Below are 24,645 nucleotides of genomic sequence, written 5' to 3' on the forward strand. Positions count from 1 at the left end.
GCCGTCCGCGGCGGAGAGGAGCTGACCGTGCCACCCCGGTTGCCGGTGCTCGACACGTTCCCGCCCCTGCGTTCCTGGCAGCGCAGGGCGATGGTGGAATACCTGCGCCGCCGGGCCGAGGACTTCACCGCGGTCGCCACGCCCGGCGCCGGAAAGACCACCTTCGCCCTGCGGATCGCCGCCGAGCTGCTCGCCGACGGCACCGTCGAGGCGGTCACCGTGGTCGCGCCGACCGAGCACCTGAAGACCCAGTGGGCCCAGGCCGCGGCCCGGGTCGGCATCCAGTTGGACGCCGCGTTCCGCAACGCCGACCTGCACTCCGCCGCCGACTTCCACGGCGCGGTGGTCACCTACGCCCAGGTCGGCATGGCGCCGCAGGTGCACCGCCGGCGCACCATGACCCGCCGGACCCTCGTCATCCTCGACGAGATCCATCACGCCGGCGACGCCCGGACGTGGGGCGACGGCGTCAAGGCGGCGTTCGAGCCCGCGGTACGCCGGCTGATGCTCACCGGCACGCCGTTCCGCTCCGACGACAACCCGATCCCGTTCGTCAGCTACGAACGGGGCGGGGACGGGCTGCTGCGGTCCCGCGCCGACTCCGTCTACGGCTACGCCGACGCGCTGCGCGACGGCGTGGTCCGGCCGGTGCTGTTCCTGGCCTACTCCGGGGAGACCCGGTGGCGCACCAACGCCGGCGACGAGTTGGCCGCCCGGCTGGGCGAGCCGATGACGCAGGACCTGATCGCGCAGGCGTGGCGGACCGCGCTCGATCCGGCCGGTGACTGGATGCCGCAGGTGCTGCGCGCCGCCGACGCCCGGCTGAGCGTGCTGCGGGCCAACGGGATGCCGGACGCGGGCGGCCTGGTGATCGCCAGCGACCAGCAGGTGGCCCGCGCCTACGCGAAGCTGTTGGAGCAGGTGACCGGCGAGAAGGCCGCCGTGGTGCTCTCCGACGACCAGGGCGCGTCCGCCCGGATCGCGACGTTCGCGGAGTCCGAGCAGCGGTGGCTGGTGGCGGTGCGGATGGTGTCCGAGGGCGTGGACATCCCCCGGCTGGCCGTCGGGGTGTACGCGACGAGCGCCAGCACCGCGCTCTACTTCGCGCAGGCGATCGGCCGGTTCGTCCGGGCCCGCCGTCCGGGCGAGACCGCCTCGGTGTTCCTGCCGAGCGTGCCGCACCTGCTCGGGTTGGCGAGCGAGATGGAGATCGAGCGGGACCACGTGCTCGGCAAGCCCAAGGACCGCGAGGGCTTCGACGACGACCTGCTGGAGCGCGCCCAGCGCGACGACGGCGCCAGCGGCGAGCTGGAGAAGCGGTTCGCCGCGCTCTCCGCGACCGCCGAGCTGGACCAGGTGATCTTCGACGGCGCGTCGTTCGGCACCGCCGCCCAGGCCGGCACGCCGGAGGAGGAGGAATATCTCGGTCTGCCCGGTCTGCTCACCGCCGACCAGGTTTCGCTGCTGCTGACCAAGCGGCAGGCCGATCAGCTCGCCGCGCAGCGCCGCCGGGCAGCCCAACGGACCGCTGAGCCGGCCGCTGCGGCCCCCGTGGCGGCGCCCCCTCCGATGAGTGCGGCCCAGCGTCGAGTGGCCCTACGGCGGCAGCTGAACGCCCTGGTGGCCGCCCGGCACCACCACACCGGCCAGCCGCACGGCAAGATCCACGCCGAGTTGCGCCGGCTGTGCGGCGGCCCGCCCAGCGCCCAGGCGACGATAGAGCAGCTGGAGGAACGCATCGCCACCGTGCAGACCCTGTAAGGCGGGGGCCCCGCTTAACGCCTCCGGTAGAGGCGGGGGCCCCGCTTAACGCACACCTGTCACGCCCTGGGCACGACGAACCGGCCGGAGGCACCCGCGGTGGGTGCCTCCGGCCGGTTATGTCGCGTTGCGGATTGTTTGTCGGCTCAGTTCGCCATCAGATCGGCGCCCCGCCAGCTGAACTCCGGGTCCGTCGCGTAGCGCACGGTGATCTTCACGAGATCCTCCGCGTACTTGTTCGCGTGGTGCCCACAGAACACCAGCTCACTCCCACCCGACAGGGTGATCCGGAGCTTGCCGGCAGCATTACAGCGGTCGCACCGTTCATCGGCGGCCGGGGGGCTCACCGTCTCGGGCGGCGGCGTGAGGGTCGGGGTCATCGCCTTCCTCCTCTGGTCGTCACCGATGAACACACTCGTCGGTCGTTGCTCACCTATCGTGCAACACCCATCTCGGGCCCTGCCTTCCCTGTGTGCCCGCGGGGGACCGAGGTCACACCTGGCGTGGAAGACAGTGTGCCGTGCACCAAGGGTGCCACGTCAACGATCACAAACAGGCAACCGACGGATCAACTATCGGTGTTCTACGGCTGGTGATCAAACCGACACGACTGGTTGACGTGCGCGGTCAGTCCAGGTAGTCGCGGAGCACCTGGGAACGCGAGGGGTGCCGCAACTTGGACATGGTCTTGGATTCGATCTGCCGGATGCGCTCCCGGGTCACGCCGTACACCTGGCCGATCTCGTCCAGGGTGCGGGGCTGGCCGTCGGTGAGACCGAAGCGCAGGCGCACCACACCCGCCTCACGCTCGGACAACGTCTGGAGGACCTGCTGGAGCTGGTCCTGGAGCAGCGAGAACGACACGGCGTCGACCGCCACCACGGCCTCGGAGTCCTCGATGAAGTCGCCGAGTTGGCTGTCGCCCTCGTCGCCGATGGTCTGGTCGAGCGAGATGGGCTCCCGAGCGTACTGCTGGATCTCCAGCACCTTCTCGGGTGTGATGTCCATCTCCTTGGCGAGCTCCTCCGGGGTGGGCTCGCGGCCCAGGTCCTGGAGCAGCTCGCGCTGGATCCGACCGAGCTTGTTGATCACCTCGACCATGTGCACCGGGATGCGGATGGTGCGGGCCTGGTCGGCCATGGCGCGGGTGATGGCCTGGCGGATCCACCAGGTGGCGTACGTGGAGAACTTGTAGCCCTTGGTGTAGTCGAACTTCTCGACGGCGCGGATGAGGCCGAGGTTGCCCTCCTGGATCAGGTCGAGGAAGGCCATGCCCCGCCCGGTGTAGCGCTTGGCCAGCGAGACCACCAGTCGGAGGTTCGCCTCCAGCAGGTGGTTCTTGGCCCGCTCGCCGTCCCGGGAGATCCACATCAGGTCACGCTGCATGTCGCGGACGAGCTTCTCCTCGCCCTCGTCGGCGGCGCGCAGCCGCTCCGCGGCGTAGAGGCCGGCCTCGATCCGCTTGGCGAGCTCGACCTCCTGCTCGGCGTTGAGCAGCGGGACCTTGCCGATCTGCTTCAGGTAGGCCCGGACCGAGTCGGCGGAGGCGGTCAGCTCGGCGTCGCGACGCGCCTGCTTGAGCGCCTCGGACTCCTCGTCGTCCCACTCGAAGTCGTTGTCGGTGGCGGAGCTCGCCGCGTCCGCCGCGGCGGCCTGGGCCAGCTCGGCCGGCTCCTCGACCACCACGTCCTCGATCTCGGCGGCCAGCTCCTCCGGATCGACCTCGCCCTCGGCGCCCTCGCTCTTGGCACCGGCCTTGCCCGGCTTGGCCGCGGCGGTCTTGGCGGCCACGGTGGCCTTCGTGGCCCGGGTCGTCCTGGTGGCCTTCGCCGGGGCGGCGGCCTTGGCGGCCACCTCGGCGGTGGTGCCGGCGGCCTTGCGCGCCGTCGCCTTGCGTGGCGCCGGAGCGGGGGCCTCCTCGGCGGCGGGCGCCTGCTTCGGGGCGGGCGCGGCGGCCTTCTTGGTGGTCTTGGCGGTGGTGGCCCGGGAAGCCGGAGTGGCGGACCGGGCCGCGGCGACCCGGCGACGGGTGCTGGCGGAGCCGTCCACCACCACCGTCACGCCCGCCTCGGAGAGCGCGCGGAGGATCTTCTTGGCCTGGGCCGGGGTCACCTCGGCGGACTCGACGGTGCGCGCGAGCTGGGCCGACGTGAGCTGGCCGCCGGCGCTCTGCGCGTGGGCGATCAGGGTGTCGGTGAGCGAGCGAACGTCGGCGCCGGTCTGGCGGGGTTCTGTCACGAATGACCTTCCGGAGGCGAAGAGCGAGCACGGCCGGGTCGTCCGGCGCAGCACGAACGGCCGTGCCGGGCGAGTCTTTGAGGAACCCCCGTGTCCCGGTCCGTCCGGTCGCTGGCGGTCCGTGGCGCGTGGGCAGGGTGAATTGTAACGCCGTCTGCCGCGATCATCCCGCGCCGCACGGCGTACCGCCGGTCCGGGACCGCCGAATCGGCGCAGATGTGGACTTTGTAAGGATGATAACCACGCGCGGACCGGGCGGACCCGATCGCGCGGGAAGGGGACAAACATGATCACCTCGGCGCCCACGCCGCGGGAACTGCTCACGATCGCCGTCGAGGTGGCCCGGGACGCCGCCGCCACCGCCCACCGGATGCGCGCCGAGGGCGTCTCGGTGGCCGCGACCAAGAGCACGGTGACCGACGTGGTCACCGCCGCCGACCGGGCGGTGGAGCGGCAGGTGCGCGACGCGCTGCGGGAGCGGCGGCCCGGCGACGCCGTGCTCGGCGAGGAGTACGGCGCGGGGGTGACCGGCCCGGCCGCGCCGGACGGGGTGCGGTGGATCGTCGATCCGATCGACGGCACCGTGAACTACCTCTACGGCCTGCCCTACTGCGCGGTGTCGCTCGCCGCCGAGGTGGCCGGCGAGGTCGTCGCCGGCGTGGTGCGCAACGTGTTCACCGGCGAAGAGTGGACGGCGACCGCCGGCGGCGGGGCCTGGCGGGACGACCGTCGGTTGCGCTGCTCCGCCGAGACCGACCTGGGACAGGCGCTCGTCGCCACCGGTTTCGGGTACGACGCCGGTCGCCGGTCGCACCAGGCCCGGGTGGTCGCCGAGCTGATCGGGCACGTGCGGGACATCCGCCGGATGGGCGCGGCGGCGCTCGACCTCTGCCTGGCCGCCGAGGGACGGGTGGACGCCTACTTCGAGAAGGGGCTGGCCGCCTGGGACCTCGCCGCGGGCGGGCTGGTCGCCCGGGAGGCCGGACTGCTGGTGACCGGCCTGTCCGGTCGGCCGGCCGGACCGGACCTGGTGCTCGCCGCGCCGCCGGCGCTGCACGCGCCGCTGCACACCCGGCTCGCCGACCTGGACGCCTCCGGCGGCCCCTGACCGGTATGCGCCGACGCGGCCCCCGGCTGAAACGTCCGGGGGCCGCGTCGTCATCGGGGCCGGCGGACCGGCCCGGCGGTCACTTCTCGACCGGCATCGGACACGTCTCGGGCGGAGCCTCGGGAGCACCCAGGTCACCGAGCGACTGGTTCACCTCGGTGGTGGTGGCCAGCTGCTGGAAGCCGTTGCCGAGGACCACGTCGACGGTGTCGTCCTTGCGGTCCGGCTGGAACACCCGCTCGGCGTTGTTGAGGAAGTAGGCCCGCAGCAGATGGGCCGAGCCGACACCCTTCGGGCCGAAGCGCAGCACCGCCACGCCGTCGACCTCCTTCTTCTCGTTGCCGACCTTCTTGACCTGGAACTTTCGGTTGCGGAAGTCGTCCGCCACGCCACTGGCCCGGCCGGCCTCGTCGGTGGCGTTGTAGACGTTGATCTTCACGTCTTTCTGCTCGCGCAGCCGCAGGTCGACAAGCGGCCAGCCGTCCGGGCAGCCGGCCGCGGTGCCGGCCTCGCCCTGACTGTCGCGGAGGACGGCGATGAACACGAAGACCAGGGCGATGACCGCCAGCAGTCCGACGACAACGAGTGCCCGCACTCGCGCAAAACTCATCCTGGGCGCTCCCCGGACAGTGATTGGGTGGCGGCGGCCGCCGCGGTCGGGCCGCGTCTGTCGGCCGTCGAAGTACGCCGCTGAGGTTAACCCTTGTCCGGCTCCCGCGTGGAAACAGTCCGACATGCCGGCGCGCCACCGGAGGAACGGGTAGGACTACCCCTATCTTCGTGTCGCCTGAGTCACATTGGGAACAACTTCGGGCTTTGGGGCGTACATCTCTCCCGCGAGGGCGGTATACATGCCTCGCCCAAGGGGGGGTAAGGTTCCGCGCTCGCCGGGGGGTTCCGCTCCGGCGAACCCGACCCAACGGTCGTCGGGTCGGGTGCCCGACACAGATGGTGGCCGGCCAGGGGAACCGAAACGGCGTCGTCCGGCGTTACAACCGGCAGCGACCATATCGATATTGGAGAGTGAAACCGATGGCCACCGACTACGACGCCCCGCGTCGCGACGAGGTCGACCTCGGCGAGGACAGCCTGGAAGAGCTCAAGGCCCGGCGGGTCGACTCACAGTCGGGCGCCGTGGACGTCGACGAGGCCGAAGTGGCCGAGAGCTTCGAGCTGCCCGGCGCCGACCTGGCCGACGAAGAGCTCACGGTCAAGGTGCTCCCGATGCAGCAGGACGAGTTCAGGTGCGCCCGCTGCTTCCTGGTCCACCACCGCAGCCAGCTGGCGGTCGAGCGCAACGGCGACCTGATCTGCCGCGAGTGCGTCTGATCCCGAGCCGGGACACCGGCGGCGGCCTCGTCGACGAGGCCGCCGCTGTTCGAGCTGCCGTGCGACGGTGGCGGGAAGCTGCTTGACTCGTACGGGCGGCTGCCACGCCGCGCGGAGGAGGGCGGACGGGTGAGCGAGCGCAGCGAGCGGGCCGACGAGACCGACCGGACGCCGGCCCCGGAGCCGGGACCGGCACCGTCCGGCGCGGAACTGGGCCCCACGGTCGCCGCCCTGACCGCCGACGACATCGCTCCGGCCCGCCGCCGGCAACTGCTGGTCCGGCTGGTCGGCCAGGCCCGCGCTCGCGGCCTCACCGACCTGTTCAAGCCCAGAGCGGCGCTGCGCTGGATGACGGACACCGTCGCCGAGGTCGCGCCGCACGTGCCGATCCGTGACCTCGCCACGCTGCGGCGGCACTTCCCCGGCCTGGACGACGACGCGCTCGCCGACCGACTGGTCCGCAACGCGTCCCGGGCCACCGCCGGCATCGGCGCGGCCGGCGGCGGCGTCGCGGCGGTCGAATGGGCGGTCACGCCCACCCTGCTCTCCGCGCCGGTCCTGCTGGCCGCCGAGACGGTCGCCGTGGTGGCGATCGAGCTGAAGCTGATCGGTGAACTGCACGAACTGCACCGGATGCCGCTGCCCACCGGTGGGACCGCGCGCACCGTGGCGCTCGTGCAGTCCTGGGCCGGCCAACGGGGGATCAACCCGATGATGCCCGGCGTCGGGGTGAGCGCCGTGCTGGGCACCGCCGCCCGCCGCGAGTTGCGGGACAGCCTGTTGCGTCGATTCGGCCGCAACCTCACCACGCTCGGCCCGTTCCTGACCGGCGCCGCGGTGGCCGGTTACCTCAACCGGCGGGCCACCCGGGCGCTCGGCGAGCATCTCCGCAAGGACCTGCGGCACGCCGCCCGAGGGCTCCCCGGCAAGCCGACCTGACCACCCCCACCTTCGAGGGGATGATCATGAACTTGGCGGCGGCGGGGAGCGCTCTCCCACGCGCTAACTTCATGATCGCCGGCAAGGTCGGCCGTGGGGTGGGGCGGGCTCAGGCCGCGTCGCGGGCGGCCAGCAGCGCGGCGGCCAGCTCCGTCGGGCGTCGGGTGCTGACCACCCAGAACGGGGTGGGATCCGCCGGGTCGTCGAGCACCACCTGGACCGCGCCGCCGATCCACGGGCGCTGCACCACGAAGGCGAGCGGGTCGGCGCCGACGCCGAGCACCTCGCGCCGGCCGGCGGCGTCCAGCGGCACCGCGTCCGCGACGTACCGCACCGGCAGGTGGGCGTCGTCGACCCGCAGCTCGCCGTCGCGTACGGCGACCGGGATCCGGCCCAACCACCACAGGGCGGCCACCGTGCCGGGGACCAGCAGCAGGAACGGCAGCCAGGACCGGAGGCCGGTCGCGCCCAGCCACAGCTCGGCGGCGAGCAACCCGGCCACGGCCAGCCCCGCGGGCCAGGCCCACCAGGGCAGCCCGAGACGCTCCGCGTAGGGCGCGGGGGCGGCCGTCGGGGCGGCCGGGGACGACGACTGACGCACCCTGCGAGGGTACGGCGCGCCGCCGACCGGTCAACCGGCAGGATGGCAGGGTCACCCCGCGAGGACCGGACGGAAGAGGATGACCGTGACAGATGTGGTGCCCGTGCCCGTACGGCAGCTCGACCCGGAGTTGCCGCTGCCGGCGTACTCCCATCCCGGCGACGCCGGCGCGGACCTGATGGCCGCCGCGGACGTGGAGCTGCCACCCGGCGGCCGGGCCCTGGTGCCCACCGGGGTGGCGGTGGCGTTGCCGCAGGGGTACGTCGGGCTGGTCCACCCCCGGTCGGGACTGGCCGCCAGGCTCGGCGTGACGGTGCTCAACGCGCCCGGTACGGTCGACGCCGGCTACCGGGGTGAGATCCTGGTCAACCTGATCAACCATGATCGGGACACGCCGGCGCGGATCAGCCGGGGCGACCGGATCGCGCAACTCGTGGTCCAGCGGGTCGCCCGGGCGGAGTTCGCGCCGGTGGCCGAGCTGCCCGCGTCCCGGCGCGGGACCGGCGGGCACGGATCCACCGGCGGGCACGCCGGGCTGGTTCCGGCTCCGGCCGGCGGGCAGAGCGAAGAGGTGGCAGGGTGAGTGCGAACAGCGGAGGGTGGGCGCAGTGATCTTCTCTCGGAAGCGGGCCGACGAGGCGCGTGACAACGGGGTCCTCGACGCCGAGGAGACCCCGGCGGCGCCGGCCCGCGGCCCGTACGACGTCAGCGAGGCGCCCGACGCGCCCCGGCTCGACCTGGGCAGCCTCCAGATCCCGGCGGTGCCGGACGTGGAGGTGCGGGTGCAGGCCGACCCGCAGGGCGTGATCCAGCAGGTGGTGCTGGTGCACGGGCAGAACGCGCTCCAGCTCGGTGTGTTCGCCGCGCCCCGCTCCGAGGGCATCTGGGACGAGGTGCGCGAGGAGATCCGCACGTCGCTGGCGAACGACGGCGCGGTGGCCCAGGAGGTCGAGGGGGAGCGTGGCGCCGAGCTGCGCGCCCGGGTGCGTACCCCGGAGGGGGTGACCGACCTGCGTTTCGTCGGCATCGACGGGCCGCGCTGGATGGTGCGCGGCGTCTTCCAGGGCCAGGCGGCCACCGACCCGGCCGCCTCCGGGCCGCTCGCGGCCTGCCTGGACGGCCTGGTGGTGGACCGGGGCCAGGAGGCCAAGCCGGTCCGCGAACCGCTGCCGCTGCGGCTGCCCCGCGAGGTGGCCGAGCAGCAGGAGGCCGGCGCGCAGGAGGTCTGAGCCACGTCGTGCCGGGCCCGGTCCGTCGGCCTCCGCCGCCGGACCGGGCCCGTAGCACGTCCACCCCCGGGGCGGGCCGCCGGTGCCGCCGGCGGGCCGGATCGGCGTACGCTGGCGGGACGGTTCCGCCCCCTGCGGAGCCCCCGCCGGTGGAGAGGGTGACGCGGAGGTCATGACGACCGACCAGGGTCGGGTGTCGCTGCGGCGGCTCCTGCGACGGCTCACCGCGAGCGAGGCCGAGATCGAGGCGCAGGAGCTGCGCCGGGAGAGCGCCGAGTCCGGCGGCACCCCGACCCACCAGTGCAGCCGGGGTCAGGTGGTCTCGGTGTCCGGGCGGCTGCGCACGGTGGTCTACACGCCGCGCACCAACCTGCCCACGCTTGAGGCCGACCTCTACGACGGCAACGACGTGGTCACGCTGGTGTGGCTGGGCCGGCGGCACATCGCCGGGGTCGAGCCGGGCCGGCACCTCACCGCGCACGGCCGGGTGGCGGTCCGGGACGACCGCAAGGTGATCTACAACCCGCACTACGAGCTGGAGCCGCCGAAGTGACCACCGGACAGCAGCACACCCCGTCGGGACTCGACCCGCAGGACGAGGAGCGGCTGCCCAGCATCGCCGAGCAGATGGCCGACCAGCTCGGCGGCTGGCGCGGGCTGGTCGAGTCGAGCATCCCGGTGGTGGTCTTCGTGATCGCCAACATGGTGGGCGAGCTGCGCCCCGCACTGATCGCCGCCATCGCGGTGACGCTGCTGATCGCCGCGGTGCGGTTGATCCAGCGCCGGCCGGTGCGGCACGCGGTCAACGGGTTGATCGGCATCGCCATCGGCGCGGCCATCGCCCTGAAGACCGGTAACGCCCGCGACTTCTACCTGCCGGGCATCGTGCAGGGCATCGGCTTGGGGCTGGCGCTGCTGCTGTCGGCGGCGTTCCGGCAGCCGCTGGTCGGCTGGCTCTGGTCGGTGCTGGTGGCCAAGGGGCGCTCCGAGTGGCGCGACGACCCGAAGCTGGTGCGCACGTTCACCCAGCTCACCGTGCTCTGGGGCGTGGTGTGGCTGGCCAAGGTCGGCGTGCAGGCCGGGCTCTACCTGGCCCACCAGGACACCGCGCTCGGCGTGGCCCGGCTCGCGCTGGGCTACCCGCCGTACGCGCTGCTGCTGCTGATCACGGTCTGGGTGGTGCGCCGGGTCACCCGGGAGGGCACCACCACCGTCACGCCGCTGCCGGGGGCCTGAGCCCCGCCGTCCGTCAGGCGCGTCCGCGCTGCCGTTCGGTGCTCTCCGGGCCGAGGATCACCGCGCGCACCTCGTCCTCCACCTCGGCGGTGCAGACGAACACCAACTCGTCGCCGGCCTCGATCGGGTCGTCCGGGGTGGGCACCAGCACCCGCTTGCCGCGCAGGATCGCCACAAGCGCCGCGTCCCGGGGGATCGGCACCGCGTGGATCGGCTGCCCGACGTACGGCGCGGTCGGTGGCAGAGTGATCTCCACCAGGTTGGCCTCGCCCTGCCGGAACGTCATCAGCCGGACCAGGTCGCCGACGGTGACCGCCTCCTCGACGAGCGCCGCCATCACCCGTGGCTTGCTGACCGCGACGTCCACGCCCCACTGCTCGGTGAAGAGCCACTCGTTCTCCGCCCGGTTGACCCGGGCCACCACCCGGGGCACCGCGAACTCGGTCTTGGCCAGCAGCGAGACGACCAGGTTGACCTTGTCGTCGCCGGTGGCCGCCACCACCACGTCGCAGCCGGCCACGTCGGCCTCCTCCAGGCTGGCCAGCTCACACGCGTCGGCGAGCACCCAGTCGGCGGTCGGCACCCGGTCGGGCCGCAGCATCTTGGGCTGCCGCTCGATCAGCATCACCTGGTGGCCGTTGTCGATCAGCTCCTGGGCGATCGAGCGGCCCACGTTGCCGGCGCCGGCGATGGCGATCCGCATGGCTCAGAGCCCCCCTTCCGGCGGCGCCGCCGCCACCGACGTGACCGAGGCGACGATGTCGTCGGTCACCAGCATGAAGACCTGGTCGCCCTCCTGCACCACGGTGGAGGCGGTGGGCAGGGTGCCGATCCCGAACCGGGTCAGGTAGGCCACCCGGGCGCCGGCGGACTCCTCCAGCAGCCGCAACGGCTGGCCGATCCAGTCCTTGTGCACCGGCACCTCGATGATCGACACCGTGCTGGTGAGGTCCCGGAAGATCTCCACGTTGCCCTCGGGGACCAGGTGGCGCAGCATCCGGTCGGCGGTCCACCTGACGGTCGCCACGGTCGGGATGCCGAGGCGCTCGTAGACCTGGGCGCGCCGCTGGTCGTAGATGCGGGCCGCGACCCGGGACACGCCGAACGTCTCCCGGGCCAGCCGGGCCGAGATGATGTTGGAGTTGTCGCCGCTGGAGACCGCGGCGAACGCGTCGGCCCGCTCGATGCCGGCCTCGCGCAGCACCTCGCCGTCGAAGCCGGCGCCGGTGACCGTGATGCCGGCGAAGTCGGGCCCGAGGCGGCGGAACGCGTCCGCGTCCTGGTCGATCACCGCCACCGAGTGCCCCCGGGACTCCAGGCTCTGCGCGAGGGTCGACCCGACCCGGCCACAGCCCATGATCACGACATGCACGGTGTCCGCTCCTCCCACGGTGCCGCCCGCCGACCCGTCGTCTGCGAGCCTGCCACGTCCCTGCCCCCGACGGGGCACCGACCGTACCGTGCGGGCGCGCGCGGGGGTGATCAGCCACCCCACCGTCCCGCCTGCGGTGGCCGTACGCTTGTCGGTTGTGGCCAGCCCCACCTCGCTGCTGAAGCGACTCCTCCTCGGTCGACCGTTCCGGTCCGACCGCCTCCAGCACACGTTGCTGCCGAAACGCATCGCGCTGCCGGTCTTCGCCTCCGACGCGCTGTCGTCCGTGGCCTACGCGCCGGACGAGATCCTGCTGACGCTCTCCATCGCCGGCGCCTCGGCGTTCTTCTTCTCGCCGTGGATCGCCCTCGCCGTCGTCGTGGTGATGCTGACCGTGGTGGCGAGCTACCGGCAGAACGTGCACGCCTACCCCTCCGGCGGCGGCGACTACGAGGTCGCCACCGTCAACCTGGGGCCGCGGGCCGGCCTCGCGGTCGCCAGCGCGCTCCTCGTCGACTACGTGCTCACCGTGGCGGTGTCGGTCTCCTCCGGGGTGGCGAACCTCGGCTCGGTGGTGCCGTTCGTGGCCACCCACAAGGTGCTCATCGCGGTGAGCGCGGTGGTGCTGCTCACCGCGATGAACCTGCGCGGCCTGCGCGAGTCGGGCACCGCGTTCGCCATCCCCACCTACGGGTTCGTCATCGTCATCGGCGGCATGCTGCTGACCGGGTTCGTGCGGATCTTCGTGCTCGGCGACGACCTGCGCGCCCCCAGCGCCGGCCTGGAGATCCACGCCGAGCACAGCGTGACCGGGTTCGCGCTGATCTTCCTGCTGCTGCGCACGTTCTCCTCCGGCTGCGCCGCGCTCACCGGCGTGGAGGCGATCTCCAACGGGGTGCCGGCGTTCAAGACCCCGAAGTCGAAGAACGCGGCGACCACGCTGTTGCTGCTCGGCACCATCGCGGTCAGCATGCTGGTCGGCATCATCCTGCTGGCCCGCCGGACCGGCCTGCAGTTCGTCGAGAGCCCGAGCCAGATCGTCTCCGGCCCGGACGGGTACGTGCAGAAGACGGTCACCGCGCAGCTCGGCGAGACCGTGTTCGGCGGCGGCTCGGTGCTGCTCTACGTGGTGGCCGGGATGACCGCGCTGATCCTGTTCCTGGCCGCGAACACCGCGTTCAACGGCTTCCCGGTGCTCGGCTCGATCCTGGCGCAGGACCGCTACCTCCCCCGGCAACTGCACACCCGGGGCGACCGGCTGGCGTTCTCCAACGGAATCGTCTTCCTCGCGGTCTCCGCGGTGGTGCTGATCGTCGGCTTCCAGGCCGAGGTGACCCGGCTCATCCAGCTCTACATCGTCGGCGTGTTCGTCTCGTTCACGCTCTCCCAGGCCGGCATGATCCGGCACTGGAACCGGCACCTGCGCACCGAGCGCGACCCGGAGGCCCGGCGGCGGATGGTCCGCTCCCGGGCGATCAACGCGTTCGGCATGGCCATGACCGGCGTGGTGCTGATCATCGTGTTGGTCACCAAGTTCCTGCTCGGCGCCTGGATCGCGATCGTCGCCATGGCGATGATGTACGTGGTCATGCTCGGCATCCGCCGCCACTACGACCGGATCGGCGCCGAGCTGGAGCCGACCGAGCAGCGGGCCGTGCTGCCCGCCCGCAACCACGCCATCGTGCTGGTCAGCAAGCTGCACAAGCCCACGCTGCGGGCCGTCGCGTACGCCCGGGCCACCCGGCCGGACACGCTCACCGCGGTCACCGTCAACGTGGACGAGCAGGACACCCGGGACCTCCAGGCCGACTGGGAGCGGCGGGAACTGCCGGTGCCGCTGACCGTGATCGACTCCCCGTACCGGGAGATCACCCGGCCGATCCTCAACTTCGTCGCCTCGGTCCGCCGTGACTCACCGCGCGACGTGGTCACCGTCTTCATCCCCGAGTACGTGGTGGGCCGCTGGTGGGAGAACCTGCTGCACAACCAGAGCGCGCTGCGGCTCAAGGGCCGGCTGCTGTTCGAGCCGGGGGTGATGGTGACGAGCGTGCCGTGGCAGCTCGCGTCCACCGCCAGCAAGAACCTGGACCGCCTCGACGCCACGCTGAGCCGCGGTCCGGCCCGCGGCCCCCGGGTGGCGCCGCAGAGCACCCTGCCGCCGCCGGTCGACGCCACGCCTCCCGGCGAGCCGGGAGACCGGCCGTGAGCGCGAGGAGTGAGCCGGTTTTGCGAGCCCCGCAGTCGCGAACGAAAGGAGACGCTGTGACCGCGGATCCACGTCCCGGGCTGGAGGAGGCCGAGCGGGTCGAGCTGACCGTCGACGCGGTCGCCCCCGGCGGGCACTGCGTGGCCCGGGTCGGCGGCCAGGTGGTCTTCGTCCGGCACGCGCTACCAGGCGAGCGGGTGGTGGCCGAGGTGACCGAGCTGCACCGGGGCTTCGCCCGGGCCGACGCGGTGGAGATCGTCACCGCCGCGCCGGACCGGGTCACCCCGCCCTGCCCGTACGCCCGGCCGGGCGCCTGTGGCGGCTGCGACCTCCAGCACGTCGCCCCGGCCGCCCAGCTCGACTGGAAGGTCGCGGTGGTGCGCGAGCAGCTCATCCGGCTCGGCGGCCTCACCGACGCGGCGGTGGACGCGCTCGGCGTCCGGGTCGAGGCGTTGCCCGGCGGGCCGCTGGGCTGGCGCTCCCGGGTCCGCTACGCGGTCGACGCCACCGGCCGGGCCGGGCTGCTCAAGCACCGCTCGCACGAGGTGGTGCCGATCGACCGCTGCCTGATCGCCCACCCGGCGATCCAGGAGCTGCCGGTGCTGCCGCCCACCGGGGCGCGCTGGCCGGACGCCGACGCGGTGGAGGCGGTCGCCAGCAGCGGCGGGGACGTCGCCGTCGTCGCGTACGCCGACGGGGTCGCCACCGCCGTGCGCGGGCCGGAGCGGGTCCGGGAGGCGGCGGCCGGGCGGTCGTTCACGCTGCCCGCGTCCGGTTTCTGGCAGGTGCACCCGGCCGCCGCGGACGCCCTGGTCGGCGCCGTGCTCGACCTGCTCGACCCGCGGCCCGGCGAGACCGCCTGGGATCTGTACGGCGGGGCCGGGCTGTTCGCCGCCGCGCTCGCCGGCCGGGTCGACGGGGCCCGGCTGACGGTGGTCGAGTCGGGCCCGGACGGGGTGGCCGCGGCCCGGACGAACCTGGCCGACCTGGCCGGCGTCGAGGTGGTCGCGGCGCGGGTGGAGACCGCGCTGGCCCGCCGCCGGATCACCGGCCCGGTCGACCTGGTGGTGCTCGACCCGCCGCGCTCCGGCGCGGGCGCGGCGGTGGTACGCGGTGTGGTGGCCGCCGGGCCACGGGCCGTCGCGTACGTGGCCTGCGACCCGGCCGCGTTCGCCCGGGACGTGCGCACGTTCGCCGAGGCGGGCTGGCGGCTGACCGAGTTGCGCGGATTCGACCTGTTCCCGATGACCCAGCACGTCGAGCTGGTCGGCCTGTTCCTGCCCCCGGCGTGTTAAGAAGGGCCTTCCGCTACCGGAAACGTTAAAAGGGGGCCCCTCCTTGCGCATCGTCGGGTTGATGTCGGGGACGTCGTGTGACGGCGTCGACGTCGTCGCGGGGGAGTTCCGCCTCGACGGGGAGACGTTGCGGTTGCGGGCGCTCGGGCACCGCGAGCTCGCCTACCCGGACGACCTGCGGGGCGAGATCGAGGCGCTGCTGCCGCCGGCGGCCACCACGATCGAGGCGGTCTGCCGGCTGGACAACCGCCTCGGCGAGGTGTTCGCCGAGGCGGCGGCGCTCGGCGTCGAGCTGGCCGGCGGCGCGGCCGACGCGGTCGTCTCGCCCGGGCAGACCGTCTTCCACTGGGTCGAGGGCGGCCGGGCGCGGGGCACCCTCCAGCTCGGCGCGCCGGCCCGGGTGGCCGCGCGGGTGGGCGTACCGGTGCTGCACGACCTGCGCTCCGCGGACGTGGCGGCCGGCGGGCAGGGCGCGCCGCTGGTCCCGGCGTTCGACGCGCTGCTGCTGGACGCCGGCACCTCCCCGCGCGCCGCGCTGAACCTGGGCGGCATCGCGAACCTCACCGTGGTCGCGCCCGGGGCGCCGGTCCTCGGGTACGACGTGGGCCCGGCCAACGCGCTGCTGGACGCCGCCGCCCGGCGTTTCCTGGGCCGGCCGTGCGACGTCGACGGGGCGCGGGCCGCGGCCGGCCGGGTGCACGGGGCGCTGCTGGCCCGGCTGCTCGCCGAGCCCTACTACGCCGCGCCGCCGCCCAAGTCGACGGGCAAGGAGCTGTTCCACGGCGGCTACCTGGACGCCGCGCTGGCCGGCGTCGGCGAGCCGGTGACCGCCGACGACGTGCTGGCCACGCTCACCGAGCTGACCGCCCGCACGGTCGCCGACGCCTGCGACCGGCACCGGGTCACCGAGGTGGTGGCCGCCGGTGGGGGAGTGCGGAATCCCACACTTCGGACACGGCTGGCCGCGCTCGGGGCGGGGCGCTGGCGGCTGCGCGTCACCGACGAGCTGGGCGTGCCGGCCCAGGCCAAGGAGGCGTACGCGTTCGCGCTGCTGGGCTGGCTGAGCTGGCACGGGCTGCCCGGGGCGGTGCCCTCGGTGACCGGCGCGTCCCGGCCCGCCGTGCTCGGCTCCTGGACCCCATCCGGGCCGCCGTTCAAGGCGTCGACACCGACGCCGCCGCGCCGGCTGGTGGTGGCGTCCTGAGCCACGGCTCGGCTGCGGACTGTGCCACGGCCGATAGACTCTCCGGTCATGAGTGTTGAAGAGGGCACGGCCAACCACGGTCGGCTGCTGGGCACCGTCCGTGGGCCGCAGGACGTGAAGCGGATGACCGCCGAGCAGCTGGACATCCTCGCCGCCGAGATCCGTGACTTCCTGATCGCGAAGGTCTCCCGCACCGGCGGGCACATCGGCCCCAACCTGGGCGTCGTCGAGCTCACGCTGGCCATGCACCGGGTGTTCGACTCCCCGCGCGACCGGCTCCTCTTCGACACCGGTCACCAGGCGTACGTACACAAGATCCTCACCGGCCGGCAGGAGGGCTTCGACAAGCTCCGCCAGCGCGGTGGTCTCTCCGGCTACCCCAACCAGGCGGAGAGCGAGCACGACCTGATTGAGAACTCGCACGCCTCCACCGCCCTGTCCTACGCCGACGGCCTGGCCAAGGCGTATGCGCTGCGCGGCGAGAAGCGGTCCGTGGTGGCCGTGGTCGGCGACGGCGCGCTCACCGGCGGCATGTGCTGGGAGGCGCTGAACAACATCGCCACCGCCGGCAACCCGCTGGTCATCGTGGTCAACGACAACGGCCGGTCCTACTCGCCCACCATCGGCGGTCTCGCCGACCACCTGTCGTCGCTGCGGCTCAACCCCGGCTACGAGAAGGTGCTCGACACCGTCAAGGACGCGCTCGGCAACACCCCGTTCGTCGGCAAGCCGATGTTCGAGGTGCTGCACGCGGTCAAGAAGGGCATCAAGGACGCGGTCGCCCCGCAGGCCATGTTCGAGGACCTGGGCATCAAATATGTGGGCCCGGTCGACGGCCACGACGTGCCCGCGGTCGAGGCGGCGCTGCGCGCGGCGAAGAACTTCGGCGGCCCGGTGATCGTGCACGCGGTCACCCGCAAGGGCTACGGCTACCGTCCCGCCGAGGACGACGAGGCGGACTGCCTGCACGGCCCCGGTGGCGCCTTCGACGTGGAGACCGGCCAACTGGTCGCCGCGCCGTCAGTGAAGTGGACCCACGTCTTCGCCGACGAACTGGTCCGGATCGCCGACGAGCGTCCCGACGTGGTCGGCATCACCGCCGCGATGGCCGGGCCCACCGGCATCGCCACGCTGGCCCGCAAGCATCCGGAGCGGGTCTACGACGTGGGCATCGCCGAGCAGCATGCGGCCACCTCCGCCGCCGGCCTGGCCATGGGCGGCCTGCACCCGGTGGTCGCCGTCTACGCCACGTTCCTCAACCGCGCCTTCGACCAGGTCCTGCTGGACGTGGCGATGCACAAGCTGCCGGTCACGTTCGTGCTGGACCGCGCCGGCATCACCGGCCCCGACGGGCCCAGCCACTACGGCATCTGGGACATGTCGGTCTTCGGCGTGGTGCCGGGCCTGCGGATCGCCGCGCCCCGCGACTCGGCCACGGTGCGCGAGGAGTTGCGCGAGGCGATCGCCGTCGACGACGGCCCGACCATCCTGCGTTTCCCGAGCGGCACCGTCGCCGCCGACCTGCCGGCCGTGCGCCGGGTCGGCCCGGTCGACGTGCTCGCCGAGTCCGCGCGTACCGACGTGCTGCTGGTCGCGGTCGGCTCCTTCGCCGGCCTCGGCATGGAGGTCGCCGCCCGGGTCGCCGAGCAGGGCTACGGCGTCACCGTGGTCGACCCGCGCTGGGTCCGGCCGATCCCGGCCGAGCTGGTCGAACTGGCCGCCGGGCACCGGCTCGTGGTCACCGTCGAGGACGGCGTCCGGGTCGGCGGCGTCGGCTCCGCGCTGGCCCAGGCGATGCGCGACGCCGACGTCCGCGTGCCGGTCCGGGACCTCGGCGTACCGGCCGACTGGCACCCGCACGGCACCCGCGCGCAGATCCTCGCCGACCTGGGACTGACCGCACAGGACGTGGCCCGCGACGTCACCGGCTGGATCTCCGGCCTGGACGCCGCCCCGGTCGATCCGGCCACCGACGGGGCCCGCGCGCAGAACTGATCCGGTTACGTGCTCGGGCGGTCCCGCTCCTTGTCGGGGCCGCCCGAGCGCTCTGTCCGGGCAGCGGCTGCGGGGTGCCGCCAGATCGCCGGAGTGGCGGCATCGCGGTGGCCGGGATACCGCCACCTCGGCGAGGTGGAGTGGATCATGTGAGGGGTGCGCCGTGGACGTGCGTGAGGCCACGCCGGCCGACCTGGATGACATCGTCGACCTGCACACCCGGGCCCGGATCGCCTACTACGGCGCGGGCGGGGTGCCGGCCGAGGAGATCGTCAATCCGGAGCTGGCCCGGGAGCAGCGGGACGGCTGGACGGCTGCCATCGTCTCGCCGCACAAGCACGTGTGGTGCGCCGTCATGGACGGTCGCTTGGTCGGTCTCCTGGCCATGGGGCCGCCACACTCGTCCGAGGTGGACGCCGCGCAGCTCTACCAGATCCACGTCGACCCGGACAGTTGGGGCCGGGGGATCGGCAGCACGCTGCACGGCCTGTTCCTGCGTCACCTGAAGGCCGAGGCGCTGTCCGTGGGCGTGCTCGAGGTGTGGGAGCGCAACGCTCGGGCCCGCGCCTTCTACGCCCGGCACGGCTGGCAGCCCGACGGCACCTCCCGCCCCGGCCCCGCCGGCGCCCCCTACCTGGGCATGCGCCGCAGCCTCCCCTGACCGCCCGGGCTGTGCGCTTTGCGCGGGTGGAACCTCGTGGGGTGTCCGGCCGACCCGCTGACATCCAGGCCGTCCCACCGCGCCGCTCCCACATGGCGGGCTCTTCTTCTCGCATTCCAGGAGCGGCAAGATCTTGGAAGCTTAGTGCCCCTCCAGGGGCCATTTCCCTCCAAGATCTCGGCTGTTGGCGTCGATGTCACCCGTCAAGGTCTGACTGGGGCGGGACCGGCGGAGGGCGGGGTCAGGTTGGGGGAGTCAGGGAGCGGTACCAGGTTTTTTCGGTGCCGGCCAGGCTGAACGTCTGCTTGGCGTCGGTCTGCTCGACCACCACCAGGCCCGGACGGTCGACCAGGCGGGTGGTGCCGGGCGGGGCGGCGAAGGAGGCGTCCCGGGTCCGCCAGGTCAGCACCGCGAGCGGTTGCCCCGGCACTGGCAGGTGGTATGCCTGGAGCGTGGTGGACCGGTCGGCGGGGGAGACCACCGGGGTGCCGCCGCCGGCCGGGCGGTAGAGGACGGCGGTCATGGTGCCGGTGGCCGTCTCCCAGGTGAGCTGCTCCAACTCGCCCGGCTCGCCGCCGCCGAGCGCCACCTCGCCGAGCGATCGGGTGGCGATCTTCGCCATCGGCCAGGACTCGGGCGCGGAGCGGGGCGCCTCGCGGTCGCCGATGCGGCGCGGCAGGCTGCCGAAGGGGCCCCGCTCCCCGGCCAGGACGCAGGTGTCCAGGCCGGTCAGGGCGCGCCGGCCGGCGCCGGTCTCGTCGCGTACCAGCGGATAGCGGGGGGCCCCGGTGGCCGTACCCAGGTCGAGGACGCGGTCGGCGGCCCGGCCGCGCGGCAGCGACGGCGTGGGCCGCAGCGTCGCGGTCAGCTCGACGGCCTGGCAGGCCGGCACGGCGACCGGCTCGGTGACGCCGTCGGTGCTGGCCACCGTGCCGCCGTCGGGGCCGAGCAGGCGCTCCACCCGGGCGGAGGTGAGATAACGGCGGCCGGTGGGCTCCCGCACCGGCAACACGTCGGAGTAGACCAGGTAGCCGGGGTCGGTGTACTCGGTGGCGTGCACCACCCGCCACCGCTGCCCGGCCCGGTCGAGTTGCAGCAGCCAGGAGGCGGCCTCGCCGGGCACGTCCGCGGCCACGAGCGCCAGCGGCGCGTCGCCGACCCGGCCGGAGAAGAGGATCCCGGACGAGGGCAGGTGGACACGGTCGTCCACCGGGGAGCGCCAGTCCCGTACCGCGTCGGTGATCGCGGCGGTCACGGCGGCGTCGCGGGCCAGGCTGCCGCGCGGCGGCCAGACCGGGAGCGCGCCGTCCAGGCTGTCGTAGCCGACCCGCAGGCCCGCCGACTGCCGGTCCGCGACCGGTCCGCAACCGACAGTGACCAGCAGTAGGGCGGCCAGCGCGGTGCCCGTCACCGCGCCTCGGCGGGCTGAAGCCACACTGATCCCCTCGCCGGTCGTCGGTCGGAAGCCCACATGGTACGAGACGGTCGGTCTTTCGGCCGCGCCCGGCTCACCGGTTGGGCCGAGTTGCCGTCGCGGAACGTGACGCGCGATTCGGGTATCAATATCCGGCTCCGGTAGACTCCGCCGACTGTGATGCCTGCCGAGACCCGCGCCTCGACGCCGGCCGCCGCCGCCCCGACGGGCTCTCGCTCCGTCACCGAAGGCTCACCACAGGTCACCCGGCCCGAACCCGCGCCGACCCCCGCCGCCGCTCCGGCCACCGAGGACATGGTCCAGGCCACCGGGGCAAGCGCCTCGGCCGCCGTGCCCGCCGTGCCGGCGGCCGAGGACACCGCCCCGGCCCCGGCCGCCGAGGACACCGTCCGGGCCGTCAAGGACGCCGCAGCGGGGACCGAGGACGCCGCGCCGGCCGGGCGCCGCTGGCGGTGGCGGTGGACGCGCCGCCGCATCGACCTCGTCGTGTACGCCGGATTCCTGCTCGCCGCGATCTGGGTGACGAGCGGCATCTGGGCCGACCCGGCCGGCCGGGTGGCCGCGCTCTACAGCAGCGACCCGGCGCAGGTGCAGTTCTTCCTGGCCCACTCGGTGCGGGTGGTGCTGCACGGCGAGTTCCCGTTCTACACCGAGCAGTTCAACTATCCCGACGGGGTCAACCTGATGGCGAACACCGCCATCCTGGCGCTCGGCATCCCGATGGTGCCGGTGACCCTCCTGTTCGGACCGGCGGTCTCCTTCGTCGCGCTCGTCACGCTCGGCCTGGCCGGCACCGCCGCGGCCTGGTACCGGGTGCTCTCCCGGCACCTCGTCCGGCACCGCCCGGCCGCCGCGGTCGGCGCGTGGTTCTGCGGCTTCTCCCCGGCGATGCTGTCGCACGCCAACTGGCACCCGAACATCATCAGCCAGTTCCTGCTGCCGTTCATCGTCTGGCGGGTGCTGGTGCTGACCCGGTCGACCCGCCCGGTACGCGACGGCGCGCTGCTCGCCCTGCTGGTCACCGTGCAGGCGTTCATCAACGAGGAGATCCTGCTCTTCACCGCGATGGCGCTCGGGGTGTTCCTGCTGGCCGTGCTGGTGCAGCAGCGCCAGCGGTGGGCGGTCGCCCGCCGACCGCTCGGCGTCGGGTTGGCCGTCTGCGCGGTGCTGGCCGGCGCGCTGCTGGCGTACCCGCTCTGGGTGCAGTTCGCCGGGCCGATGGCGTACCACGGGCTCAGCGACGCGGTCCGCGACTACGGCAACGACATCGCCGCGTTCTTCGCCCCCGGGTCGCCCACGTTCGGCGGCAACGAGCGGGCAAACGTCAACCTCGCGCCGAACTACTCCGAGGAGAACGCCTTCTTCGGCTGGAGCCTGTCGCTGCTGGCCGTGGGCATCGTCATCTGGCTGCGCCGGGACGTGATGGTCCGGGCGCTCGCCGCCACCGGGCTGTTCTTCGCCGTGCTCTCCCTCGGTGAGCGGATCTCCTGGTGGGACCGGGACCTGATCACCGGGCCGTGGGACCTGCTGGTGCGGCTGCCGCTGCTCGACGCCGTGGTGCCGACCCGGTTCGGCCTGATCACCAGCGTGACGGTCGCGGTGCTGCTGGCGTACGCGGTGCGTCGGGCCTGGGTGTTGCACGGCGTGGAGCGGCGCACGGCCCGGACGTTGACCGCCGCGGGCCTGGTCTTCGCGTTGCTGCCGATCGCGCCGATGCCGCTGCGGGTGACCACCCGGCCGCCGGTGCCGGAGTTCATCACCGCCGGCCGGTGGCGGCAGTACGTCGGCCCCGACCAGACGTTGGTGTCCGTGCCGGTGCCGGCGATGGGCAACACCGACCCGATGCGGTGGGCGGCAAGCACCGGCCTCGACTTCAAGATCCCCGGCGGCTACTTCCTCGCCCCGCGCAACGGCGTCACCGGCGACCCGGGGCGCTTCGGCGGCCGGCGCAGCGGCATCGGCGAGCTGCTGGCCGACGTGGCGTCCACCGGGCGTACGCCGAAGTTGGACGACCGGCAGCGTCGCCGCTTCCTGGACGAGTTGCGGCACTGGAACGCGGCAGTGGTGGTGCTGCCGCTGGACGAACAGAACGCCGAGCCGCTGCGCCGGACCGTGGAGCAACTGGTCGGACCCGGCCGGCAGGAGCTGGACGTGTGGGTGTGGGACGTACGGACACTTTCCGACCGGTCCGCCTGACCGCGGCGGACCGCCCCGGGGCCACGCCCCCGCGTCGGTGGCGGCGGCCCCGGCCGGTCGACGCGCTCGTGGTGGCCGGCTACCTCGCGCTGGCCGTGCTGCTCACCGCCGACCAGTGGCGCCGGCCGGAGCGGCTGTTCCACCAGGCCGGCGACCAGATGCTGTTCGAGTGGATGCTGGCCCGGGCCGCACGCGCGGTGACCGACGGCGGGAACCCGCTGCACAGCGCCGCGCTCAACGCCCCGGACGGGGTGAACCTGATGGCCAACACGTCGGTGCTCGGGCTGGGCGTGCCGCTCACCCCGGTCACCGTGGCGTTCGGCTCCCAGGCGGCGTTCCTGGTCGCCGTGGCGCTCAGCCTCGCCGGCACCGCCACCGCCTGGTACGCGCTGCTGGCCCGCCGACTGGTCCGCTCCCGGGCCGCCGCCGCGGTCGGCGGACTCTGCTGCGGCTTCGCCCCCGGCATGGTGGCGCAGGCCGGGGCGCACCTGCACATGGCCGCCCAGTTCCTGGTGCCGGTGATCCTCGCGCTGCTGTTCCGCCCGGCCACCGACCGGGTCCGTCGCGACGGCGTGCTGCTCGGACTCGTGGTCGCGTACCAGGTGTTCCTCGGCGAGGAGGTGCTCGTCTTCACGGCCCTCGCCGCCGGGGTGCTGGCCGGGGCGTACGCGCTCGCCGACCGGCCCGCCGCACGCCGGCTGGCCCCCGCGGTGGCGCGCCGGGCCGGACTCGGCGCGCTCGTCGCCGGCGTGCTGCTGGCGTACCCGCTGTGGTTCCAGTTCGTCGGGCCCGGCCACTACACCGGGATGCCGTTCCACACCGTCGGCTACCGGTTGGACCTGGCCTCGTTCACCGCCGCCGCCCGGCAGACCGTCGCCGGGGACGGTCACCGCGCCGGGCTGCTCTCGCCGAACCCCACCGAGCAGAACTCGTTCTTCGGGCCGATCCTGCCGCTGCTGGCGCTGGTCGTGGTGGTGCGGCTGTGGCGGCGACCCCTGGTGCGCGCGCTCGCCGCGTGCGGGCTGCTGTTCGCGTCGCTGTCGCTCGGCGCCACGGTGGTGGTGAACCGGCGCGACACCGGGCTGCCCGGCCCGTACCGGCTGCTCGCCGACGTGCCGCTGCTCGACCTGGTGGTGCCGGCGCGGTTCGCGCTCGTCTGCGTACCGGTGCTCGGGGTGCTGCTGGCGCTGGCCGTGGACCGAGTCTCCGGCGGCGACGTCCGCCGCTGGGCACCGTGGGCCGGCGCGGTCACCGCCGCGCTGCTGCCGCTGACCCCGACCCCGATCCGCACCGTGCCGGTCCCGCCGGTGCCGGCGGTGGTGAGCGGCGGCGGCTGGCGGGCGTACGTCCCGCCGGGCCGGACGCTGGTGCCGGTGCCGCCGGTCACCGGCGCGGCGAAGAGCCCGGCCATGTTCTGGTCGGCGCGCACCGGGCTGGCCTTCGACGCGCCCGGCGGCTACTTCATCGGCCCGCGCTCGGCCACCGACCCGACGGCCCGGTGGGGCGCGCCGGACCGGCCCACCTCGCTGCTGCTGCGCCGGGCCGCGGAGACCGGTCAGGTGCCGCCGATCGGCGACGTGGAACGCCGGCAGGCCATGGCGGACCTGCGGCACTGGCGGGCGGCGGCGCTGGTGCAGGCCGACTCGACACCTGGCGACCCGGTGCGCGCCACGCTCGACGCGCTGCTCGGCCCCGGCCGGGACGTCGCCGGCGGGCACTTGTGGGACGTCCGCCCCCTGCTCGGCTGACCGACCGGCTTGGGTGTCAGGCGGGGGCCCCGCTTAACACTTGCTGTTAAGCGGGGCCCCTTCCTCTACCGAAAACGTTAAGCGGGGCCCCC

At 73.7% G+C, this 24,645-nt stretch carries 22 protein-coding genes; 15 read left to right on the plus strand and 7 right to left on the minus strand.

Features of this window, described 5'->3' with window-relative positions:
- Nucleotides 1–27: 27 nt before the first annotated feature.
- A complete protein-coding gene (locus O7613_RS03175; protein WP_282291974.1) occupies nt 28–1,761 on the plus strand; it encodes a DEAD/DEAH box helicase in 1,734 nt (577 codons plus the stop codon).
- Between the two features lie 146 nt (nt 1,762–1,907).
- On the opposite strand, the gene O7613_RS03180 is transcribed toward O7613_RS03175, so the two are convergent.
- Together O7613_RS03180 and O7613_RS03185 are read right to left on the minus strand one after the other, a co-directional pair.
- The gene (locus O7613_RS03180) at nt 1,908–2,141 is read right to left on the minus strand and encodes a hypothetical protein (RefSeq protein ID WP_278175105.1); all 234 of its coding nucleotides are present in this window, start codon (nt 2,139–2,141) and stop codon (nt 1,908–1,910) included.
- A gap of 247 nt (nt 2,142–2,388) precedes the next feature.
- Complete coding sequence (locus tag O7613_RS03185) at nt 2,389–3,999, minus strand: RNA polymerase sigma factor (protein ID WP_282291975.1); 1,611 nt, start codon at nt 3,997–3,999, stop codon at nt 2,389–2,391.
- A gap of 286 nt (nt 4,000–4,285) precedes the next feature.
- Between O7613_RS03185 and O7613_RS03190 the strand changes: the two genes are divergently transcribed.
- Nucleotides 4,286–5,107: an inositol monophosphatase family protein gene (locus O7613_RS03190; RefSeq protein WP_281584275.1), complete on the plus strand. Its 822-nt coding sequence runs from the start codon at nt 4,286–4,288 to the stop codon at nt 5,105–5,107.
- 79 nt (nt 5,108–5,186) lie between these two features.
- Here O7613_RS03190 and O7613_RS03195 read toward each other — a convergent pair whose 3' ends face one another.
- Nucleotides 5,187–5,702: a LytR C-terminal domain-containing protein gene (locus O7613_RS03195; protein ID WP_281590435.1), complete on the minus strand. Its 516-nt coding sequence runs from the start codon at nt 5,700–5,702 to the stop codon at nt 5,187–5,189.
- 437 nt (nt 5,703–6,139) lie between these two features.
- Here O7613_RS03195 and O7613_RS03200 point away from each other — a divergent pair, with 437 nt between their 5' ends.
- Both O7613_RS03200 and O7613_RS03205 read left to right on the plus strand, forming a co-directional pair.
- Nucleotides 6,140–6,436: a DUF4193 domain-containing protein gene (locus O7613_RS03200; protein WP_013284790.1), complete on the plus strand. Its 297-nt coding sequence runs from the start codon at nt 6,140–6,142 to the stop codon at nt 6,434–6,436.
- A gap of 210 nt (nt 6,437–6,646) precedes the next feature.
- Nucleotides 6,647–7,375 carry a hypothetical protein gene (locus O7613_RS03205; RefSeq protein ID WP_282294464.1) on the plus strand — a complete coding sequence of 243 codons (729 nt, stop codon included), beginning with the start codon at nt 6,647–6,649 and terminating at the stop codon, nt 7,373–7,375.
- A 109-nt stretch (nt 7,376–7,484) separates the two neighbouring features.
- Here the strand turns inward: O7613_RS03205 and O7613_RS03210 are convergent, their stop codons facing one another.
- Nucleotides 7,485–7,976: a DUF3093 domain-containing protein gene (locus O7613_RS03210; protein WP_282291976.1), complete on the minus strand. Its 492-nt coding sequence runs from the start codon at nt 7,974–7,976 to the stop codon at nt 7,485–7,487.
- 85 nt (nt 7,977–8,061) lie between these two features.
- Between O7613_RS03210 and dut the strand changes: the two genes are divergently transcribed.
- The 4 genes from dut to O7613_RS03230 all read left to right on the plus strand — a co-directional run bounded on the left by dut (nt 8,062) and on the right by O7613_RS03230 (nt 10,441).
- Nucleotides 8,062–8,559: a dUTP diphosphatase gene (dut, locus tag O7613_RS03215; RefSeq protein WP_281590432.1), complete on the plus strand. Its 498-nt coding sequence runs from the start codon at nt 8,062–8,064 to the stop codon at nt 8,557–8,559.
- Between the two features lie 25 nt (nt 8,560–8,584).
- Complete coding sequence (locus O7613_RS03220) at nt 8,585–9,205, plus strand: DUF3710 domain-containing protein (protein WP_281584273.1); 621 nt, start codon at nt 8,585–8,587, stop codon at nt 9,203–9,205.
- Between the two features lie 172 nt (nt 9,206–9,377).
- Nucleotides 9,378–9,758 (plus strand): OB-fold nucleic acid binding domain-containing protein, encoded by a 381-nt coding sequence (locus O7613_RS03225; RefSeq protein WP_281584272.1) that lies wholly within the window; start codon nt 9,378–9,380, stop codon nt 9,756–9,758.
- A complete protein-coding gene (locus O7613_RS03230; protein WP_281584271.1) occupies nt 9,755–10,441 on the plus strand; it encodes a DUF3159 domain-containing protein in 687 nt (228 codons plus the stop codon). Before O7613_RS03225 ends, O7613_RS03230 begins: the two co-directional genes overlap by 4 nt.
- 13 nt (nt 10,442–10,454) lie before the next feature.
- Here the strand turns inward: O7613_RS03230 and O7613_RS03235 are convergent, their stop codons facing one another.
- Both O7613_RS03235 and O7613_RS03240 read right to left on the minus strand, forming a co-directional pair.
- Nucleotides 10,455–11,144 carry a TrkA family potassium uptake protein gene (locus tag O7613_RS03235; protein WP_281584270.1) on the minus strand — a complete coding sequence of 230 codons (690 nt, stop codon included), beginning with the start codon at nt 11,142–11,144 and terminating at the stop codon, nt 10,455–10,457.
- A 3-nt stretch (nt 11,145–11,147) separates the two neighbouring features.
- On the minus strand, nt 11,148–11,813 hold the full coding sequence (locus O7613_RS03240) for a TrkA family potassium uptake protein (protein ID WP_281584269.1): 666 nt from the start codon (nt 11,811–11,813) through the stop codon (nt 11,148–11,150).
- 157 nt (nt 11,814–11,970) lie between these two features.
- On the opposite strand from O7613_RS03240, the gene O7613_RS03245 reads away from it, so the two are divergent.
- The 5 genes from O7613_RS03245 to O7613_RS03265 all read left to right on the plus strand — a co-directional run bounded on the left by O7613_RS03245 (nt 11,971) and on the right by O7613_RS03265 (nt 19,174).
- Entirely contained in the window at nt 11,971–14,019 is a 2,049-nt protein-coding gene (locus tag O7613_RS03245; RefSeq protein ID WP_282291978.1) for an APC family permease, read from the plus strand.
- Between the two features lie 56 nt (nt 14,020–14,075).
- Nucleotides 14,076–15,314: a TRAM domain-containing protein gene (locus O7613_RS03250; protein WP_282291979.1), complete on the plus strand. Its 1,239-nt coding sequence runs from the start codon at nt 14,076–14,078 to the stop codon at nt 15,312–15,314.
- A gap of 43 nt (nt 15,315–15,357) precedes the next feature.
- Nucleotides 15,358–16,518 (plus strand): anhydro-N-acetylmuramic acid kinase, encoded by a 1,161-nt coding sequence (locus O7613_RS03255; RefSeq protein ID WP_282291980.1) that lies wholly within the window; start codon nt 15,358–15,360, stop codon nt 16,516–16,518.
- A 48-nt stretch (nt 16,519–16,566) separates the two neighbouring features.
- Entirely contained in the window at nt 16,567–18,513 is a 1,947-nt protein-coding gene (dxs, locus tag O7613_RS03260) for a 1-deoxy-D-xylulose-5-phosphate synthase (RefSeq protein WP_281584265.1), read from the plus strand.
- A 163-nt stretch (nt 18,514–18,676) separates the two neighbouring features.
- Nucleotides 18,677–19,174 carry a GNAT family N-acetyltransferase gene (locus O7613_RS03265; protein WP_282291981.1) on the plus strand — a complete coding sequence of 166 codons (498 nt, stop codon included), beginning with the start codon at nt 18,677–18,679 and terminating at the stop codon, nt 19,172–19,174.
- Nucleotides 19,175–19,415: 241 nt separating this feature from the next.
- Here O7613_RS03265 and O7613_RS03270 read toward each other — a convergent pair whose 3' ends face one another.
- On the minus strand, nt 19,416–20,609 hold the full coding sequence (locus O7613_RS03270) for a hypothetical protein (RefSeq protein ID WP_282291983.1): 1,194 nt from the start codon (nt 20,607–20,609) through the stop codon (nt 19,416–19,418).
- A 159-nt stretch (nt 20,610–20,768) separates the two neighbouring features.
- Here O7613_RS03270 and O7613_RS03275 point away from each other — a divergent pair, with 159 nt between their 5' ends.
- Both O7613_RS03275 and O7613_RS03280 read left to right on the plus strand, forming a co-directional pair.
- Entirely contained in the window at nt 20,769–22,805 is a 2,037-nt protein-coding gene (locus O7613_RS03275) for a hypothetical protein (protein WP_282291985.1), read from the plus strand.
- Entirely contained in the window at nt 22,763–24,553 is a 1,791-nt protein-coding gene (locus tag O7613_RS03280; RefSeq protein WP_282291987.1) for a hypothetical protein, read from the plus strand. Before O7613_RS03275 ends, O7613_RS03280 begins: the two co-directional genes overlap by 43 nt.
- The last annotated feature ends 92 nt before the right edge of the window (nt 24,554–24,645 follow it).

Origin of the sequence: Micromonospora sp. WMMD975 (assembly GCF_029581215.1) — a bacterium.
Classification (GTDB): domain Bacteria; phylum Actinomycetota; class Actinomycetes; order Mycobacteriales; family Micromonosporaceae; genus Micromonospora.